This window comes from Rhodococcus parequi (genome assembly GCF_046042785.1).
Lineage (GTDB): Bacteria > Actinomycetota > Actinomycetes > Mycobacteriales > Mycobacteriaceae > Prescottella > Prescottella parequi.
In genome coordinates this window covers 698,927-717,155 of record NZ_JBDLNV010000003.1, presented here as the reverse complement: position 1 = coordinate 717,155, position 18,229 = coordinate 698,927, and the positions used below count along the sequence as shown (strand labels likewise).

The window sequence follows — 18,229 nt, the reverse complement described above, 5'->3', positions numbered from 1 at the left end:
CTACGGGCAGGGTTCGATGATCGCCGTGATCGCCTCGATCTCCGCGCTGGGGATCGCGAAGTGCTCGGTGATCGCGACGGTGAGGGAATCCCGGCCGGTGGTCATGTCGAGCAGGAAGCGGGCCACGACGTCCGAACCCCACTCGCGGAACTCGAGGTCGCGAACGCCGCTGATCGGTCGGTACTGCCCGCCGGTCTCGAGCATCGAACGGATCTCGTCACCGGAATTGCCCGTGCGCTGGCCGTTCTCGTAGCGATGGCACTGCCGGGCGAGGCGTACCTTGCTCGCGTCGTGCGTGACGAGCGATTCGATGTACTCGCGGGCCATCGCGACCCGCGGACTGTCGGTAGGCCCCCCGGTCTCCTCGGCGATGCCGGCCAGCAGCGGCACCGCGAGGTCACGGCGGCAGATCAGCAGGTCCGGCAGATAGGGGTGGGCCTCGTTGTACCGCAGCGGCGTCCCGTCGATGCGGGAACAGTGCAGTCCGGCCGCGAGCGCAACCCCGACCGGCGCGGCCGAGTCCCACTCCCACTGGCCCCCGGCGTGCACGTACGCGTCGGCGTCACCGCGCAGGACCGCCATCGCCTTCGCGCCGGCCGAGCCCATCGACTCGACCGTGCCGCCCACGCGTCGCGCCAGTGCGTCGACGAACCCCGGAGGCCTGCTGTCGCTCACCAGGATCCGCGGACGCTCGCGCTCCGACGACACCGCCCGCGCGGCGCCGCTCACGTACACCTCGCCGCGCGCGGGCTGCGCAACCGCGGCCGCCGTGATGCCCGCACCCCGCTCCCACAGTGCGACGTGCACGGCCCAGTCGGATCGTCCGGCCAGGCCGTACTCGCGGGACCCGTCGAGCGGGTCGATGATCCAGACGCGCTCGTTGTCGAGGCGGGCGGCGTCGTCGGCGGACTCCTCGGACAGCACGGCGTCGAGCGGACGTGCGGCGGCCAGCGCCTCCAGCAGGAGCGCGTTGGCGGCCTTGTCGCCGCGTCTGCCCAACTCTTTCGCGGCGGCCTTGTCGAGCGGGGTGTCCCCCAGCTCGCGGGCGCGCAGGTCCAGCAGTAGCTCACCCGCGCGGGTGGCGAGGTCGGCGGCCAGTTCGGCGTCGGTGCTCACAGGTTCAGATACTCCATGATCTTCGCGGCCTGCGCGACCGGGTCGCCGTCCTCGGGCCGCAACACCAGTTCGGCTCGCTCGGGCGCCTCGTACGGGTCGTCGACGCCGGTGAAACCGGTGATCTCCCCCGCCCGGGCCTTGGCATACATGCCCTTGGGGTCGCGCGCCTCGCACTGTTCGATCGGGGTGTCGACGAACACCTCGACGAACGGCAGGCCGGCCTCCTCGTGCAGTCGGCGCACGCGGTCGCGATCTGCGCCGTACGGACTGATGAGCGAGGCGACCGCGACCATGCCGGCGTCGGCGAGCAACTGCGCGACGGCTCCGACGCGTCGGACGTTCTCCGCCCGGTCCTCGGCACTGAACCCCAGGTCCGCGTTGAGACCGTGTCGCAGGTTGTCGCCGTCGAGCCGATACGCGGGCACGCCCGCGGCAACCAGGCGTCGTTCGAGTTCCACTGCGACCGTGGACTTGCCGGACGCCGACAGCCCGGTGAGCCACACCGTCGAGCCGCGGGTCGCGCGCTCGTCGCGGGACACCGCCGCCGAGTGCCACACCACCTTCGATTCCTTGAGGGTGGGCCCGGTGATCATGCCGGCGGCGACGGTGTTGCCGGTGGTGTCGTCGACGAGGATGAAGCTTCCGGTCACCCGGTTGCGGCGGTAGGGATCGAAGAGCAGCGGCTGCTGGGTGCGCAACTGGACGCGTCCGATCTCGTTCAGCGTCAACGACTGTGCGGTCTCGTCCCGGTGCAGGGTGTTGACGTCGAGGCGGTAGTCGAGCCGCACCACCTGCGCCTTCGTCGCGCGAGTGGTGTGCAGGACCGTGTACCGCGCGTCCGGGCTCAGCGACGACTGCTCGGTGAACCAGCAGATCATCGCGTCGAGCTCCTGACCGACGAGTGGTCGGTTGTTCGGCCGGCACAGGGTGTCGCCGCGGCTGACGTCGAGGTCGTCGGCCAGCTGCACGCACACCGCGGACGGCGCGAACGCCTCCTTCACTTCCTCGCCGCCGGGCCCCCAGATCGCGGAGATCGTCGACGTGAATCCCGACGGCAGCGCGACCACCTCGTCGCCGGGCTTGAAGACTCCGCTGGCCACGGTGCCCGCATAGCCGCGGAAGTCGTGCAGGTCGGCGTCGGTCTGCCGCTGCGGCCGGATCACGTACTGGACGGGCAGCCGCGCATCGATGAGGTTGCGGTCCGATGCGATGTGCACGTCCTCGAGGTGGTGCAGCAGTGACGAGCCCTCGTACCACGGCATGTTCTCGGTGCGGGTGACGATGTTGTCGCCCTTGAGCGCCGACACCGGGATGAACGTGAGGTCGTGCACGTCGAGCTTGGTCGCGAACTGCCCGAACTCGTCCTTGATCTCCTCGAAGCGCTCCTGCGACCAGTCCACGAGATCCATCTTGTTGACGCACAGCACCAGGTGCGGAATCCCGAGCAGCGTCGACAGGAAGGCGTGCCGGCGGGTCTGCTCGAGCACACCCTTGCGGGCGTCGACCAGGATCAGCGCGAGGTCCGCGGTCGACGCGCCGGTGACCATGTTGCGGGTGTACTGCTCGTGCCCGGGAGTGTCGGCGATGATGAACTTGCGCTGCGGCGTCGCGAAGTAGCGGTGCGCCACGTCGATCGTGATCCCCTGCTCGCGTTCGGCGCGGAGGCCGTCGGTGAGCAACGCCAGATCCGTGTACTCGGTTCCGCGCTCACGGCTGCTGCGCTCGACCGCCTCGAGCTGGTCCTCGAAGATCGACTTCGAGTCGAACAGCAGGCGTCCGATCAGTGTGGACTTGCCGTCGTCGACGCTGCCCGCGGTCGCGACGCGGAGGAGTTGCTGGGTGTGGGCCATCAGAAGTACCCCTCCTTCTTGCGGTCTTCCATGCCGGCCTCGGAAATCCGGTCGTCGGCGCGGGTGGCACCGCGCTCGGTGATGCGGCTGGCCGCGACCTCGGTGACGACCTCGGCCGCGGTGGCGGCGGACGACTCGACGCAGCCGGTGCACGTCGCGTCGCCGACGGTGCGGAACCGCACGAGCTCCTCGCGCGCCTCCTCACCGGGGAGCAGCGTCAGGAACCGGGTGCGCGCCAACAGCATTCCGTCGCGTTCGACGACCGGGCGGCGGTGCGCGTAGTAGATCGACGGCAGCTCGATCTCCTCCTCGAGGATGTACTGCCAGATGTCGAGCTCGGTCCAGTTCGACAGCGGGAACACCCGGATGTGCTCACCGCGGCGGTGCCGACCGTTGTACAGGTTCCACAGCTCGGGCCGCTGCGCCTTGGGATCCCACTGCCCGAACTCGTCCCGGAAGCTGAACACCCGCTCCTTGGCGCGGGCCTTCTCCTCGTCGCGGCGGGCGCCGCCGAACACCGCATCGAACCGGTTCTCCCGGATACCGCGCAGCAGCGAGTGCGTCTGCAGCCGATTGCGGCTCGCCCGCGGTCCGGTCTCGTCGACCACCCGGCCCGCCGCGATGTCGTCCTCGACGCTCGCGACGACGAGCCGCAGGCCGAGACGTTCGACGGTCCGGTCGCGGAACTCGATGACCTCGTCGAAGTTTCGGCCGGTGTCGACGTGCATCACCGGGAACGGCAGCGGCGCCGGCCAGAACGCCTTGGCGGCGACGTGCAGCATCACCACCGAATCCTTGCCGCCGGAGAACAGCAGGACCGGCCGCTCGAAGGTCGCGGCGACCTCACGGAAGATGTGGACCGCCTCGGCCTCGAGCGCCTGCAGGTGCGACAGCTCGTAGGTGGACGGGGATGCCAGGGGTGTCACGCGCGGCTCCTCGACGATTCATCGGTACATATTTGTACCGGGTCGGTTCGAAAACTGACTTCGAGCCGAGAATAGAACCTGTTCCACCCGCCGGTCAATGGCCGGCCCCCGGTGACCGAATGTCACACCGGTTCAGTCCGACTGGACGCATGCGACATTCGGTCAGGTCAGGAGGAGCGCACCGGGCGCCGTCCGCCGACCTCCGCGGTCACCGCATCCGCCGCGGCCACGAGCGCTGCGCCGCGGCGGGCGATCTCCGCCCCGCTGACCGACCCGCCCACGTCGAGGGTGAGCACCAGCGACTGGTGGCCGTCGGCGTCGTAGACGGGCGCCGCGATCAGGCTCACCGGGCAGTCGACGTCGGGCTCGGTCTCGCTGTGCAGGTAGACGCGCTCGCCGAGGCTCGACACCATCTCGCCGATCAGTTCGCGCAGTTCCGTCGGCAGGTCCCGCCCGGCCACGCCGGCCATGAGCGAGAACAGCTTGCGCCCGACCGGGGTCAGCCGTTCGACGAGGTAACCGACATTGCGGCAGTCGGCGACCACCCGCCCCAGCAGCTCCCGATCGAGGACGACCGGAAGCGCGGGGTCGCGCCGCAGCCACGCCTCGAGGTCGTCGTCGCTGCTCCAGATCACGTACATGAGACCGACCGGCGGAGCGAACGGGTACGCCTGACCGACGCGGGCCGCCGTGCGCCCCAGCGCCACCCCGGGAGGCGCGACCGTCTCGAGGATCATCACCTGGTCGCCGACCACCGCGGATGCCGTGCACACCGCACCCAACTCGGCGGCCAGCGTGTCGAGCTGGTTCCGCGCGATCGACCCGATCGCGAAGCCGCGCTGGGCCGCGCGTCCGGCGGCGATGAGGGCCGGACCGAGGCCGTAGGTCTTGGACGCCGGGTCGCGCGTGAGGTAGCCCGCCGAGACCAGTTCGGAGAGGATTCCGAGGCACGTCGGCTTGCTGATCGAGAGCGCCCGCGCCAGCTCGGACAGCCCGAAGCGCTGCTCCTCGCGGGCGACGAGGAAGTCGAGAATCTGGACGACCCGTTCGGTCGGCGGCGAACGGCGCCCGCTGGACTCGCCGGACTCGGCAATGCCTGCAGTCATTGACCACTCCTTGAAACACGTTCTATCGTCTGACCCATCGCATGTTCTACCACCCAGGTACATATTTGTACCAACGGATCGAAGGAGCAAGGTGTGCTGACGGATCCACTCGCCGAGGCCATCGCCGAAGCCGAGAAGCTCGTCGAGAGCGCCCCCCACATCCGGTCGGAGCAGGACCTACTCGAGGGAATGCAGTACCTCGCCGGAGGCATCCTCGCGACCGTGCATGCGGCCTGGGCCACCGAGAAGACGCATCCGAACTTCATCCAGGGCACCGGCCCGTTCACCAAGATGGGGCTCGACAATCCGGACACCCTGTACTTCGGCGCGCGGATCAACGACGACGCCGAGTACATCGTCACCGGAACCCGCGGCACCACCGCGGACCTGAGCTTCCAGGTGCTCAGCGGCAACTACACCAACGCGAACGTCCCGGGCAGCGAGATCGCCTTCGACGACCGCGAGCTCCACATCGAGGACGACGGCACCTTCGTCGCCACGTTCGGGCCCGGTCCGGCCGACGGACGCCGGAACCACTTCACGCTCGCCCCCGGCTCGTCGCAGCTGGTGGTGCGCGAGGTCTACAGCGACTGGAGCCAGCGGCGCGGGACCATCCGGATCGAGCGCGCCGACCGCATCGGTGTCCCGGCGCCGCCGCTCACGCGTGAGGAGACCGAGAAGCGCTTCGCGCGCGCCGGCAAGGCGCTGGTCAGCCGGGTGAAGACGTGGCTGCAGTTCCCGCAGTGGTTCTACGACAACCTGCCGGTCAACACGATGACCGCACCACGGCTGACCCCGGGCGGGCTGGCCACGCAGTACTCCTCGGTGGGCCACTACGAACTCGCCGACGACGAGGCGATGATCATCACCGTCCCGAAATCGGATGCGCCGTACCAGGGTTTCCAGCTCGGCAGCCTCTGGTACATCTCGCTGGACTACATCGATCACCAGACCTCGCTGAACAACACTCAGGCGCAGGTCGATCCGGACGGGATGATCCGGATGGTCCTCAGCGAGCAGAACCCGGGTGTGACCAACTGGCTCGAGGCCCTCGGTCATCCGCGCGGCTACCTGCAGTTCCGGTGGCAGCGGACGTCGCGGCAGTTCACCCCCGAGGACGGCCCCACCGTCGAGGTCGTGAAGCTCGACGAGGTCGCCGCGAAACTGCCGTTCCACGAACACAACAAGATCACGCCGGAGGACTTCGCCACCCGCATCGCGGGACGGCGGGCCGCCGTCGCCGACCGGATGCTGGGGTAGGAAATGACAAATCTGTTGCAGGACAAAGTGATCGTCATCTCCGGTGTCGGACCGGCACTCGGCCGGACGCTGGCACTGCGCTGCGCCGAGGCCGGCGCCGACCTGGTGCTGGCCGCACGCACCCAGGAGCGCCTCGACGAGGTGGCCAAGGAGGTCACCGACCTCGGCCGCCGCGCGGTAACGGTGTCGACCGACATCACCGACGACGCCTCGGCAGCCCACCTGCTGGCCGCCACCACCGACGCGTTCGGCCGGGTCGACGGCCTGATCAACAACGCGTTCACGGTGCCGTCGATGAAGCCGTTCGGCCGCACCGACTTCCAACACATCCGGGATGCGATCGAGCTGACGGTACTCGGCGCGCTGCGCCTGACCCAGCTGTTCACGCCGGCCCTGGCCGAGTCCGAGGGCGCGGTCGTGAACGTGAACTCGATGGTGCTGCGGCACTCCCAGGAGCGCTACGGCAGTTACAAGCTGGCCAAGTCGGCACTGCTCGCGATGTCGCAGTCGCTCGCCACCGAGCTCGGCCCCCAGGGCATCCGCGTCAATTCCGTCGCCCCCGGCTACATCTGGGGCGACACGCTGAAGAAGTACTTCGAGCACCAGGCCGAGAAGTTCGGCATCACCGTCGACCAGATCTACGAGCACACCGCCGCGAACAGCGACCTCAAGCGCCTGCCGACCACCGACGAGGTCGCCAACGCCGTGATCTTCCTGGCCTCGCCGATGGCGAGCGCGATCACCGGCCAGTGCCTCGACGTCAACTGCGGCGAGTTCCACCACTAGAGCTCGGCCCTGAAGGAGCACCATGACTGAACGCACTTCCGTCGGCACCGTCGAGGACCTGCACGCCTCCGCGACCCGGATGACCGGACTCGACGACTTCGGTACCGACGACTACACCGAGGCGCTCGGGGTCCTGCTCGACTCGTATGCCCGGGACGAGGACCTCACGCCGTTCGGCAGCAAGATCTCCCGCGTCTTCCTGCGGGGCGCTCTCGTCGCCCGCCTGCTCAGCGAGGCCGCGTGGAAGCAGTTCCCCGAGCACGCCGACGTTCCGATCGAACGACCGATCTTCGTCACCGGCCTGCCCCGCACCGGCACCACCGCGCTGCACCGTCTTCTCACCGTGGACCCGGGACACCAGGGGCTCGAGATGTGGCTGACGGAGATGCCGCAACCGCGCCCGCCGCGGGACACGTGGGAGTCCAACCCGGTGTTCCAGGCGATCGAGCAGCAGTTCGGTCAGCATCACATCGACCACCCCGAGTTCATGGGTGTGCACTTCATGTCGGCCGGCGAGGTCGAAGAGTGCTGGCAGCTACTGCGGCAGACCTTCAAGTCGGTGTCGTACGAGTGTCTCGCGAACCTGCCGACCTACTCGACCTGGCTCGAGGGCCAGGACTGGACCAACGCGTACGCACGACACAAGAAGAATCTGCAGTTGATCGGCCTGCCCGATCAGGATCGGCGGTGGGTACTCAAGAACCCGAGCCACCTGTTCGCGCTCGACGAGTTGATGGCGGTGTACCCGGACGCCCTGGTGATCCAGACCCACCGCCCCCCGCGGACCATCGTCCCGTCCGTGTGCAGCCTGGCCGAGCAGGCCACCGAGGGCTGGTCGAACAAGTTCCGCGGCGAGGTCATCGGCCGCAGCCAGCTCGATCTGTGGGCGCGCGGGCTCGAGGACTTCACCGCGGCGCGGGCGAAGTACGACCCGGCGCAGTTCATCGACGTCGACTACGGCGACTTCGTCGGCGACCCGCTCGGCACGGTCGAGAAGATCTACTCGCACTTCTCGATTCCCATGACCGACCAGGCCCATCGGGCAATGGAGGACATGCACGCCGAGAGCCGCTCGGGAAGCCGGAAGCCGGCGCACAAGTACACCCTCGAGGAGTACGGGCTGACGGCCGAGGAAGTCGACGAGCGGTTCGGCGACTATTCCGGCGGCTGAACCGAGAAAGAGTCTCACCCACCGAGACTCTGGTGTGATCGACGCCACATTCCGGGCTAGTTTTCCTTTCAAGGGGACTGCAACGGCGCAGACCCCTGTCAGAGAGGCTCGATCCGAATGTTCCTGCACGCAAGACGATTCGATACCGAACAGGACCGACTTCCGGACGGCATGCGCAGCACGCCCGGAACCGCGACCGCCATCGACCTCGCCGCCGCGGGATACACCGAACGGGAGTTCTTCCTGAGCGGTACCGCGACGGCATATCGCGAGGACGGCACGTGGGATTCGGACGGGCGCTGGCCGGTCGCGGAGGCCGGGCAGGCTCCGTACCGGACTCGTCTGCTGGTGCGCGTGCCCGAGGACCGCAGCCGGTTCAACGGCACGGTCGTCGTCGAGTGGCTCAACGTCAGCGGCAACGTGGACGTGGACGTCGACTTCGGGTACATGCACTCCGAGCTGCTGCAGGGCTACGCGTGGGTGGGGGTGTCCGCGCAGGCCGCCGGTGTCAACAGCACCGGCGGCAGCCCGCTGGGCCCGAACGTGGTGGGGCTCAAGGCGTGGGATCCGCAGCGGTACGGGCCGCTGCACCACCCCGGCGACGCCTACTCGTACGACATCTTCTCCCAGGCGGGTGCCGCGCTCCGGTCACCGTGCGGCGCGGACCCGCTGGCCGGGCTGGTCGTCGAGCGCCTGCTCGCCGTGGGTCAGTCCCAGTCCGCGATGCGAATGCTGACCTACGCCAACGCGATCCACCCGCTGGCCCGGGTGTTCGACGGCCTGTTCGTCCACAGCCGGGCCGGCTTCGGCGCGCCGATCGGTTCCGGCACGGGACTGCCGAAGCTGGACGGGCCGGACCGGCCCCGGGTGGTGTCCCCGGCCCGCGTCCGCACGGATCTCGACGTCCCGGTGTTCCAGGTGGTCACCGAGACCGAGTTGTTCGAACTCGGGGGCGGCCCCGGCCCGGGATCGTTCGTCTCCGCCCGGCAGCCCGACACCGAGCGGATCCGGACCTGGGAGATCGCCGGCACGGCGCACTCCGATGCGCACTCGCTGCGAATCCTGTACCCGCAGTACACCGCCCAGTTCGGCGCCATTCGGGACCTCGGTGCGGTGATTCCGATGGTCAACGACGGTCCACAGGCACCGGTGGTGGCTGCGGCCCTGCGTCGGCTCAACACGTGGGTTGCGGACGGTACCGCTCCCCCGTCGGCCGATCCGATCGAGACCACCGATACCGGCATCGTCCGCGACGAGTTCGGCAATGCCCGCGGCGGCGTGCGCACGCCGCACGTCGACGTCCCGGTCGCGGCACTGACCGGTGAGACCGTCCACGTCCCGAACAACGGCGCGACCATCGCCTTCGACGCAGACACCCTGGCATCGCTGTATCCGGACCAGGACACGTACCTGACGCGGTTCGCCGAGGCCACCGACCGCGCCGTCACGACCGGGTTCCTCCGGTTCGAGGACGGCCGGGCGCTCGTGGCCGCCGCGCGCAACACTCCCCTCGGAGGCTGACGCGGCTACCGGAGGTGGGCACCCAGCAGCGCGTCCAGGCGCTCGGGTGCCTCCTCCGGAATCCAGTGGCTGACACCCGAGAGCGTCTCGAACGTGTAGGGGCCCGTGACGAATCGTTCGGTGGAGCGCGCGGCGGCGGGCCCCAGGGCGATGTCGTTATCGCTCCACACGTACAGGGTCGGCACCGTCACCGGCATCGCGGCAGATTTCGGTGTCGTGAACGGAATGGCCCGATACCAGTTGAGGGCACCGCGGATTCGGCTCCGCTCCCGCATGGCCGCGAGGTCGCGGTCGGCCTGAGCCTCCGTCATACCGCTCGACAGCAGGGCGCGACGGCCGAATCCGGTCGCCGAGACCGCGTGCTCGGGCAGAACAGGAAGTTGGAAGACCGCCATGTACCACGACTTCCAGAGCTGACTGCTCGTCAGCAGCGCCCGGACGAAGGCCGCGGGGTGTGGAACCGAGAGCGCCGTGAGTGTCCGGACCAGATCGGGTCGGCGCGCGGCGAGGGTCCAGGCGACGGCTGCGCCCCAGTCGTGCCCCACCACGTGCACCGGACCCTGCCCGTGCTGCTCGATCAGCGCGACGACGTCCGCGGTGAGCTCCGAAAGCCGGTATGCGCGGCGGGAACGCGGGCGGGCACCCGGCGAATAGCCGCGCTGATCGACAGCGAGGGTGCGCAAGCCCCGCGCATGCAACAACGGCGCGAGCCGGTCCCACGAGCGCGAGTCCTGGGGGAAACCGTGCAGCAGCACCACCACGTCACCGTCTCCGGGCCCGGCATCCCGGACGTCGAAGGTGAGGCCCTCCCGAGCGAAGGACGAGATCCGTTCCGTCATACGAGCCCCCAGACCCCCGAAGCGTGTGACCGCCACGGTATTGGCGGCCCGGTGTCGCGTCAACGGTCCCCATTTGGACAAACGTCCAACGGCTTCTCCGTAAAGTGCACAAACCGACCACTCTCCTGCTAGCTTTACGGCCAGTGGCGTCGGGCCACAACCACCGCACACCCCAGAGGACTGAAAATGGGCTCTTTCTCCACCATCAGCGCCGTCATCGACATCGTCAAGACGGTCCTCCCCCTCATCCAGCAGCTCGGTGCGATGAGCTGATTCGGCACACCTCGAACGGGCCGGATTCCCAGGACTCCGGCCCGTTTCGCATCGACGGGTCCCGGCGGTGAAGGACTGCGTGGAAGGGACGACGACGTGAACGATCCGCAGATGCGGACCGCAGTGTTGGAGGCCTTCGAGCGTCTGGGATCGGAACTGAATCCGCCCTTCGCGTCGCGCGAGGAGTATCTGGCCGACTGCCTCGACATCCAGCGAGACACTGTCGCCGGTCATCTCCCAGCGGAACGAATTCGCCTGTGGATCGACCTGCTGGAGGATCCGCTGGCTGCCGGCTATCGCGAGGCTTTCGCGGCGGCCGACATGGACCTGTTCGCGGCTGCGCTCCGACATTCCTCGGCCCTCCGCCACGCCAAGGTGCGCGCAGGCGGAGCGGACCACAGCCAGTTGTACGGTCTGGCACTTCTCGCTGCGGCAGTTCACGACGAGGCTCGCAGCGACGCTCTGCTCCCTGCGGAGTTGGGGCCGGCGGCCCATGGCCACCCGTTCGCGGTGGCTGTGACGAACCTGATCATGGCGATTCGCGCCGGAGAGACCGAGCGAAGTGAGCCGCTCGGCCGCGACATCGCCCGAGCCGGTCCGCGGCGCCTGACGGCGGCGGACCAGGCGTTGCTCAGCTGCCTGACGGCGATTCTGGAGCGAGATGCGGGCGAGGCATCGCGGAAGCTGCACGCATACGCGCGATCGATGAGCGTGCGCAAGACGGTGGGACACACCGCGCTGCACCGCGTCGTCTCTCCCGATGCCCACGGGTTGTTCGCGCTTGCGGTGCGAGCGTTGGGAAACGACGCAGTGACCCCACCGGAGACGGGTGCCTTCAGCATCGATTTCGCGCGGTGGCAGCTCCGCGCGGCACCCGCGGGAGCGTTTGTCGTCTATACGGAACAGCTCGACGAGGTGGGGGAACTGCTCGCCACAGTCCCGCCGCGCACCCGGTTGCGTACGGAGTCGAGCATCGGATCGCGGCTGTTGGATGCCGAGGCGTTTCGCCGAGACCTCATCGCGCGGGTGTTGTCGCGCGGGTCATCCGCGACAGACGTCGGTGAGATCGTTCCGACATGATCTGCGACTCCCGAGTCACCCGCGCCGCACGCTGAGCAGCGCACTGCACGCCACGGCCGCCGCCGCGAACAACGCCGAGCCGATCCCGAAGCCGACGCTGTCGAATCCGGTGGCGCCGAGAACCGCTGTGCCGATAGCGGTTCCGATGTACATCGCGGAGTTGTTCCACGACACGGCGGCGGATCGGCGTTCGGCGAGTTCCGACGTGAGGAAGACCTGCCCGGTGCTGAAGAAGGCGGACCCCGCCGCGAACGCGAGCATGAACCCGGCGATGCTCGCCCACCCGGTGGGAGCGAAGACGGCCAGTACCAGCGCCGCGGTGAGCAGCAGTCCCCAGCCCACGCACAGGACGGGCTCGCGGCGTCCGGCCGCCCGCCATCGATCCACGACCGGTCCCGCCGTCAGCGAGCCCACGAACGACCCGATGCCGACGAGTGCACCGATGAGACCGAGGGTCTCGGTGCTGTAGCCGAACCTCGAGGCGAACAACGCACCGGCAAACGCGTAGGTACCCAGGCGGGCCGCCTGCGCACACAGGTTGCCCAGCATGATGAGCCGGAACGTCCGGTGACGCCACAGCAGGAACGACGTACGCAGAGCAGCGATCCGGCGATTCGGACGCACCACGTGGCGTTCCGGTTCGTCCAGCCGGACCGCGATCGCCGCACCGGTGGCGACCATCACCACGGCGATGCCGGCGAATGCCCACCGCCAGTCGAAGTTCGCGGCGACGAGGGTGCCGAGCGGGACCCCGATGATCTGGCCACCCGCATAGGCCGCTGCACCGCGGGAGATCGCGCGGCCACGTTCGGCCGGAGCGGCCGTCTCCGCGAGATACGCCCAGATCGCGGGGCCCATCAGCGCGCCGCCGAGACCGCCGATCATGCGGGCTGCCACGAGAAATGGGAGGTTCGGTGCCAGCGCGCACAGCACCCCCCCCACCGTCATGACGGCCAGACCGGCAAGGATCACTCGTCGGCGCGGCAGGTGTTCGGCGAGCGCTCCGAGCAACGGACTCACCGCGGCGTAGGTCAGGCCGTACGCGGTGACCACCAGCGCGGTGGCCGCGATGCCGGTTCCGAATCCCTCGGCGATGGTGGGCAACAACGGCGAGATCAGGAACAACTCGCCGCCCATGAGGAAGAACACGGCCTGCAGCAGGGCGTGCTGCGACCACGGGGTTCGGGTGGGCACTGCCGGCTCCACTCGGGGCGAGCCGGACTCGCTCGTATGCGCCATGACGTCAGACGTTAGCCGCGCTCACGACCGGACCACGTATCGGGAACCGGTCACCGGAAGTACCGTGCCGGGTACGCGGGCCGACTGGGCCTGCATGGGATGATCGGGGCATGCCGTCACCGTCACCGCTGCCTCTTGATCCGATCGAGGAAGCACACCGCCAGTGGACCGAACACGGCTGGGGTTCGGTGGCCGACGGGATGGCCGCCGTGACGTCGGTGGTCCGGGCACAGCAGATCATGATGGCACGGGTCGACGAGGCGCTCAAACCTTTCGGGCTCACGTTCTCGCGCTACGAGTTGCTGACGCTGCTGACGTTCACCCGCAGCGGGGCGCTGCCCATGGCGAAGGCCAGCGCGCGCCTGCAGGTCCACCCGACGAGCGTCACCAATGCCGTCGACCGCCTCGAGACCGCCGGGCTGGTGCGCCGGGTGCCGCATCCGACCGACCGCCGGGCCACCCTCGTCGAGATCACCGAGGAGGGCAGGGACATCTCGCGCCGCGCGACGGAGTCACTCAACGAGAAGGTGTTCGCAGACCCCGGACTGGCACCGGACAAGCTCGATTCACTCATCCGCATTCTCACCGAACTACGCCATCAGGCAGGTGATTTCGACACCGGCGACCAGCCGGGCAAGTGGCACTGACGCGGTCCGCCTAGCGCGGTCCCGGCCGGCGTCGTACTACTGCAGGAGCTCGGCGGCGGCCCGCTCGATCCGGAGAACTCCGTCGAAGAGGTCCTCGCCGACGGCCTTTCTCAGCTTGTCCTCGATTCCGGCGGCCAGTTCGTCCGCCTCGTCGATCGTCTTCGCGCCGAGTGCGGTCAACCGGACCTCGACCAGCTTCTGGTGCATCGGCGACGCCCGGCGACCGACGAGCCCCTTGCCCTCGAGGGTCGACAGCATGGTCGCGATCGACTGCGGCGTCCCCAGGCCGGTTCGCGCGAGTTGCGCCGCCGAGCTCGGCTCGAGGTGTTTGACGGCCAGCAGGGCCGAATACTGCGGCACGGTGATGTCGAGCGGGCGAAGCGCGGACGCCTTGGCATCGATGATCAGCTGGGCGATCCGGCGAATGTGGGTGCCGATCCGGTCGTCGAGCACCTGGGACAGGCGATCGATGTCTACATCCTCCGTCAACGATCCCGCTCCTCTGTCCATGCATTCACTGTCGTCTCAGAGTATTGCGAGAACAGCTTCGGCTGACCAGAGGCCCGCAAACGGGCGTCGCCGTGGCCCGGGTTTGCCTGACGCTGCATTCGTTCATCTAGAAGCCTGCATAGATATGACAGAATGCTGTTACCTTTCGAGTGTCCGGCGGTCGCCGGACACTCACGGGAGGGGCACTCACATGCAGACACGAACGACCGACCCCGCGGAAGTGGACGTCACCTTCGAGGGAACGAGGCGCGAGATCGCCACCGCCGAGGGGATCCTGCGGTACCACGAGGCAGGCGAGGGACCACCGCTCGTACTGCTGCACGGTTCCGGAATCGGTGTGAGCGGGTGGCGCAACTACCGGGACAATCTGAACGTCTTCGCCCGCCACTTCCATTGCTATGTGCTGGAGTTTCCCGGGTTCGGCATCAGCGATCCGGTGGGCGGCCACCCGGTGATCGCAGCCACCTCGTCGGTCACGAGATTCATGGACGCGCTCGACATCGAATCCGCTGCGATCATCGGCAATTCGATGGGCGGCGTCGTCGGTGCACATGTCGCCATGCAGCATCCCGTCCGCGTCGACAAACTCGTCACCATCGGCGGAGTCGGGCCGAACATCTTCAGCCAGGCCCCGAGCGAGGGCACCCGCCTGCTCCGGGACTTCGCCGACGAACCCACTCGCGAGAAGCTGGTGCGGTGGCTCGATTGCATGGTGTACGACCCCGCGATGGTCACGGACGAACGCATCGAGGAGCGTTGGGAGACCGCGAAGGATCCGTCGTCCCACGAGACACTTGCCGCGATGTACGGGTCCGAGGCCGCCGTCGCCCAGCAGCGGGCGCTCGAGACGTCCGACGCCCCTCCGTACTGGGCGATGATGCGGAAGATCCAGTGCCCCACACTGCTCACGTGGGGACTCGACGACCGGCAGTGCCCACCCGACATGGCGCTCGTCCCGCTGCGCCTGGTCCCCCGTGCCGAGCTGCATGTCTTTCCCCAGTGCGGGCACTGGGTGATGCTGGAGGCCAAGGAGGCATTCGAGCGTGTAGCTCTCGAGTTCCTGCTCCGCTGAGAGCACTTCGGCCCCTGCCACGCGTACGAGGCAGGGGCCGACGAGCTTTCCGGTTGCTCGGCCTAGTGGTGGCCGAAGCTCGGATCGCGCTTCTCGCTGAAAGCGGCCATGCCTTCCTTCTGATCCTGCGTCGCGAAAGCGGAGTGGAACACGCGCCGCTCGAACCGGACGCCCTCGGACAGCGTCGACTCGAACGCCCGGTTGACCGACTCCTTGACCATCATCGCGATCGGCAGCGACATGTCCGCGATCTTCGACGCGGTCGCGATGGCCTCGTCGAGCAGGTCGATCGCCGGGACGATCCGCGAGACGAGACCGGCGCGCTCGGCCTCCTCGGCGTCGATGGTGCGGCCGGTGAGGCACAGATCCATCGCCTTGGCCTTGCCGATGGCGCGGGTGAGCCGCTGCGAGCCACCGATGCCGGGCAGCACGCCGAGCTTGATCTCGGGCTGACCGAACTTGGCCGAGTCCGCGGCGATGAGGACGTCGCACATCATCGCCAGCTCGCAGCCGCCGCCGAGCGCGTACCCGGCGACCGCGGCGACGATCGGCTTGCGGGCCGCGGCGATGCGGTCCCACGCCGAGAACCAGTCGTCGAGGTACATGTCCATGAACGACTTGGACTGCATCTCCTTGATGTCGGCGCCGGCCGCGAATGCGCGCTCCGACCCGGTGATCAGGATCGAGCCGATGCTCCGGTCCTTCTCGAAGTCGTCGACGGCCGCGACCATCTCCGCCATCAGCTGCGCGTTGAGGGCGTTGAGCGCCTCCGGCCGGTCGAGCGTGATCATGCCGACGCGGCCGGTGCGCCCGACCTGAATCGTCTGGTAGTCCGTCATCGAGTCTCTCCGTTCGACCTGTCTCTGATGTCCCTGATGATTGCCGAGAAGTCCTCGCCGCCGTGCCCGGTCTCGTGGAAGCGCCGGTACAGCTCGGCGGCCCGCATGCCGAGTTCGGCATCGATGCCGTTGGCGCGCAGTGCGTTCGCAGCGAGGCCGAGGTCCTTGTCCATGAGGGCGGCCGCGAAACCCGGCTGGTAGTCGTTGTTCGCCGGGCTCGCCGGCACGGGCCCCGGCACCGGGCAGTTGGTGGTGAGCGCCCAGCACTGACCCGACGCGTTGGACGCGACGTCGAACAGCGCCTGGTTGCTCAGGCCCAGCTTCTCCCCCAGTACGAAAGCCTCGCTGATCGCGATCATCGAGACCCCGAGGATCATGTTGTTGCAGATCTTCGCGGCCTGGCCCACACCGGGGCCACCGCAGTGGACCACCTTGCGGCCCATCACCTCGAGCAGCGGGCGGGCGGCCTCGAAGTCCTCGGCATCGCCGCCGACCATGAACGCCAGCGTCCCGGCCGCGGCGCCCATCACTCCACCCGACACCGGGGCGTCGACGCCGCGGTGACCGGCCTGCTCCACCAGTTCGTGCGCCGAACGGGCATCGGCGACGTCGATCGTCGAGCTGTCCACGAACAGCGTGCCCTGTCGCGCCGCGGTGAGCAGCCCACCCTCGTACAGGTCGAGGACGTGCTTACCGCTGGGCAGCATCGTGATCACGACGTCGGCGTCGGTGGCCGCCAGCGTCGCGGACTCCACGACCGTGATCCCGTCACGGCGGGCCTGCTCGAGCGCGGCCGGCACCAGGTCGAAACCCTGGACGATGTACCCGGCCTTCGCGAGGTTGGCCGCCATCGGCCCGCCCATGTGGCCCAGGCCGACGAATCCGACGGTGATGTCGTTCGTGCTCATCGCACTTCCTCCCCACTCACGAGCGCTGCGGCCAGACCCAGTTCGGCCTCGCCGAGCGGCTCGAAGAATCGATCCACTAGTTCGTCGGTGACCGCCTCGAGGGTCGACGGCGACCATGCGGGGTTACGGTCCTTCTCTACCACCTGCGCCCGGATGCCTTCCACGAGATCGTGGGATTTCAGGCACGCCAACGACACTCGGTACTCCTCGTCGAGGACGGCCTCCAGGGTGTCGAGGGTGCGGGCGTGGCGCAGCGCGCGCAACGTCACCTTCGCGGCGGTCGGAGACTTCGCGAGGATCTGCTCGGCGGCGGCCTGCGCCTCGGGGACGTCGCTCGACCGCAGGTTCGCGACGATCTCCTCGACGGTGTCGGCGGCGTACGCGGCGTCGATCCAGTCCCGCTGCGCCACCAGCTCCGACGCCGAGGCGGGCTGCGCGAACTGCGCGAGAGCGTCCTCGACCGAGACCCCGGCCAGTGCCTGCTCGAACTCGTCGAGCCGGTCCGACGGCACGAAGTGGTCGGCGAAGCCGCACGCGATCGCGTCGCCGGCCGTCATGCGTGCCGTCGTCAGCGCGATGTGGGTGCCGAGTTCGCCGGGCGCCCGTGAAAGCAGATACGTGCCGCCGACGTCGGGCACGAAGCCGATCCCCACCTCGGGCATGCCGATCGTCGACCGCTCGGTGACCACCCGGACGTTGCCGTGTGCGGAGACGCCGACGCCGCCACCCATGACGATGCCGTCCATGATCGCGACGTACGGCTTGCCGTAGCGGGCGATCGCGGCGTTGAGCACGTACTCGTCGCGCCAGAAGTCCGCGGATCCACTGCCGCCGTCCCGCGCGTCGTGATAGATCGACACGATGTCGCCGCCCGCGCACAACCCGCGCTCGCCGGCCCCGGTGAGCAGCACGGCGCATACGGACTCGTCGTCGGCCCATTCGAGCAGCGCCGACGCCATCGACCGCACCATCGAGTGATTCAGCGCATTGATCGCCCTCGGCCGGTTGAGGGTGATCCGGCCGAGAGCGCCGATCCGTTCGACCAGGACTTCGGGTTCGCTCACGCCGCTGCGCTGGATCGCTTCG

Annotated in this window: 17 protein-coding genes; 7 read left to right on the top strand and 10 right to left on the bottom strand. The window is 68.6% G+C overall.

Going from position 1 to position 18,229, the window contains the following annotated elements; all coding sequences use genetic code 11:
* The 4 genes from ABEU20_RS11485 to ABEU20_RS11470 all read right to left on the bottom strand — a co-directional run bounded on the left by ABEU20_RS11485 (position 1) and on the right by ABEU20_RS11470 (position 4,998).
* On the bottom strand, positions 1-1,116 hold the full coding sequence (locus ABEU20_RS11485) for a 3'(2'),5'-bisphosphate nucleotidase CysQ (RefSeq protein ID WP_420164532.1): 1,116 nt from the start codon (positions 1,114-1,116) through the stop codon (positions 1-3).
* Entirely contained in the window at positions 1,113-2,966 is a 1,854-nt protein-coding gene (cysC, locus tag ABEU20_RS11480) for an adenylyl-sulfate kinase (RefSeq protein WP_420164531.1), read from the bottom strand. Before cysC ends, ABEU20_RS11485 begins: the two co-directional genes overlap by 4 nt.
* On the bottom strand, positions 2,966-3,892 hold the full coding sequence (cysD, locus tag ABEU20_RS11475; RefSeq protein WP_420164530.1) for a sulfate adenylyltransferase subunit CysD: 927 nt from the start codon (positions 3,890-3,892) through the stop codon (positions 2,966-2,968). Before cysD ends, cysC begins: the two co-directional genes overlap by 1 nt.
* A gap of 167 nt (positions 3,893-4,059) precedes the next feature.
* Complete coding sequence (locus ABEU20_RS11470) at positions 4,060-4,998, bottom strand: IclR family transcriptional regulator (RefSeq protein ID WP_420164529.1); 939 nt, start codon at positions 4,996-4,998, stop codon at positions 4,060-4,062.
* Positions 4,999-5,091: 93 nt separating this feature from the next.
* Between ABEU20_RS11470 and ABEU20_RS11465 the strand changes: the two genes are divergently transcribed.
* The 4 genes from ABEU20_RS11465 to ABEU20_RS11450 all read left to right on the top strand — a co-directional run bounded on the left by ABEU20_RS11465 (position 5,092) and on the right by ABEU20_RS11450 (position 9,736).
* Positions 5,092-6,258, top strand: a complete 1,167-nt coding sequence (locus tag ABEU20_RS11465) for a hypothetical protein (protein WP_420164528.1) — start codon at positions 5,092-5,094, stop codon at positions 6,256-6,258.
* A gap of 3 nt (positions 6,259-6,261) precedes the next feature.
* Positions 6,262-7,044 (top strand): SDR family oxidoreductase, encoded by a 783-nt coding sequence (locus ABEU20_RS11460; protein ID WP_420164527.1) that lies wholly within the window; start codon positions 6,262-6,264, stop codon positions 7,042-7,044.
* Positions 7,045-7,066: 22 nt separating this feature from the next.
* Positions 7,067-8,215, top strand: coding sequence for a sulfotransferase family protein (locus ABEU20_RS11455; protein WP_420164526.1), 1,149 nt, complete (start codon positions 7,067-7,069; stop codon positions 8,213-8,215).
* A 117-nt stretch (positions 8,216-8,332) separates the two neighbouring features.
* Positions 8,333-9,736, top strand: coding sequence for an alpha/beta hydrolase domain-containing protein (locus tag ABEU20_RS11450; protein ID WP_420164525.1), 1,404 nt, complete (start codon positions 8,333-8,335; stop codon positions 9,734-9,736).
* A 5-nt stretch (positions 9,737-9,741) separates the two neighbouring features.
* On the opposite strand, the gene ABEU20_RS11445 is transcribed toward ABEU20_RS11450, so the two are convergent.
* Positions 9,742-10,575: an alpha/beta fold hydrolase gene (locus ABEU20_RS11445; RefSeq protein WP_420164524.1), complete on the bottom strand. Its 834-nt coding sequence runs from the start codon at positions 10,573-10,575 to the stop codon at positions 9,742-9,744.
* 369 nt (positions 10,576-10,944) lie between these two features.
* Here ABEU20_RS11445 and ABEU20_RS11440 point away from each other — a divergent pair, with 369 nt between their 5' ends.
* On the top strand, positions 10,945-11,928 hold the full coding sequence (locus ABEU20_RS11440; RefSeq protein ID WP_420164523.1) for a hypothetical protein: 984 nt from the start codon (positions 10,945-10,947) through the stop codon (positions 11,926-11,928).
* A gap of 15 nt (positions 11,929-11,943) precedes the next feature.
* Here ABEU20_RS11440 and ABEU20_RS11435 read toward each other — a convergent pair whose 3' ends face one another.
* On the bottom strand, positions 11,944-13,122 hold the full coding sequence (locus tag ABEU20_RS11435; protein ID WP_420164522.1) for an MFS transporter: 1,179 nt from the start codon (positions 13,120-13,122) through the stop codon (positions 11,944-11,946).
* A 155-nt stretch (positions 13,123-13,277) separates the two neighbouring features.
* Between ABEU20_RS11435 and ABEU20_RS11430 the strand changes: the two genes are divergently transcribed.
* On the top strand, positions 13,278-13,814 hold the full coding sequence (locus ABEU20_RS11430; protein WP_420164521.1) for a MarR family winged helix-turn-helix transcriptional regulator: 537 nt from the start codon (positions 13,278-13,280) through the stop codon (positions 13,812-13,814).
* Positions 13,815-13,850: 36 nt separating this feature from the next.
* Here ABEU20_RS11430 and ABEU20_RS11425 read toward each other — a convergent pair whose 3' ends face one another.
* Positions 13,851-14,303 (bottom strand): MarR family winged helix-turn-helix transcriptional regulator, encoded by a 453-nt coding sequence (locus ABEU20_RS11425; RefSeq protein ID WP_420164520.1) that lies wholly within the window; start codon positions 14,301-14,303, stop codon positions 13,851-13,853.
* 241 nt (positions 14,304-14,544) lie between these two features.
* On the opposite strand from ABEU20_RS11425, the gene ABEU20_RS11420 reads away from it, so the two are divergent.
* Complete coding sequence (locus ABEU20_RS11420; protein WP_420164583.1) at positions 14,545-15,396, top strand: alpha/beta fold hydrolase; 852 nt, start codon at positions 14,545-14,547, stop codon at positions 15,394-15,396.
* Positions 15,397-15,458: 62 nt separating this feature from the next.
* Here ABEU20_RS11420 and ABEU20_RS11415 read toward each other — a convergent pair whose 3' ends face one another.
* Genes ABEU20_RS11415 through ABEU20_RS11405 form a run of 3 tightly spaced genes read right to left on the bottom strand, consistent with a single transcriptional unit; the run spans position 15,459 to position 18,207 of the window.
* A complete protein-coding gene (locus tag ABEU20_RS11415; RefSeq protein ID WP_420164519.1) occupies positions 15,459-16,235 on the bottom strand; it encodes an enoyl-CoA hydratase in 777 nt (258 codons plus the stop codon).
* A complete protein-coding gene (gene mmsB, locus ABEU20_RS11410) occupies positions 16,232-17,143 on the bottom strand; it encodes a 3-hydroxyisobutyrate dehydrogenase (RefSeq protein ID WP_420164518.1) in 912 nt (303 codons plus the stop codon). Before mmsB ends, ABEU20_RS11415 begins: the two co-directional genes overlap by 4 nt.
* Positions 17,140-18,207, bottom strand: a complete 1,068-nt coding sequence (locus ABEU20_RS11405; protein ID WP_420164517.1) for an enoyl-CoA hydratase/isomerase family protein — start codon at positions 18,205-18,207, stop codon at positions 17,140-17,142. The genes mmsB and ABEU20_RS11405 overlap by 4 nt, the downstream gene beginning before the upstream one ends.
* Positions 18,208-18,229: the final 22 nt, after the last annotated feature.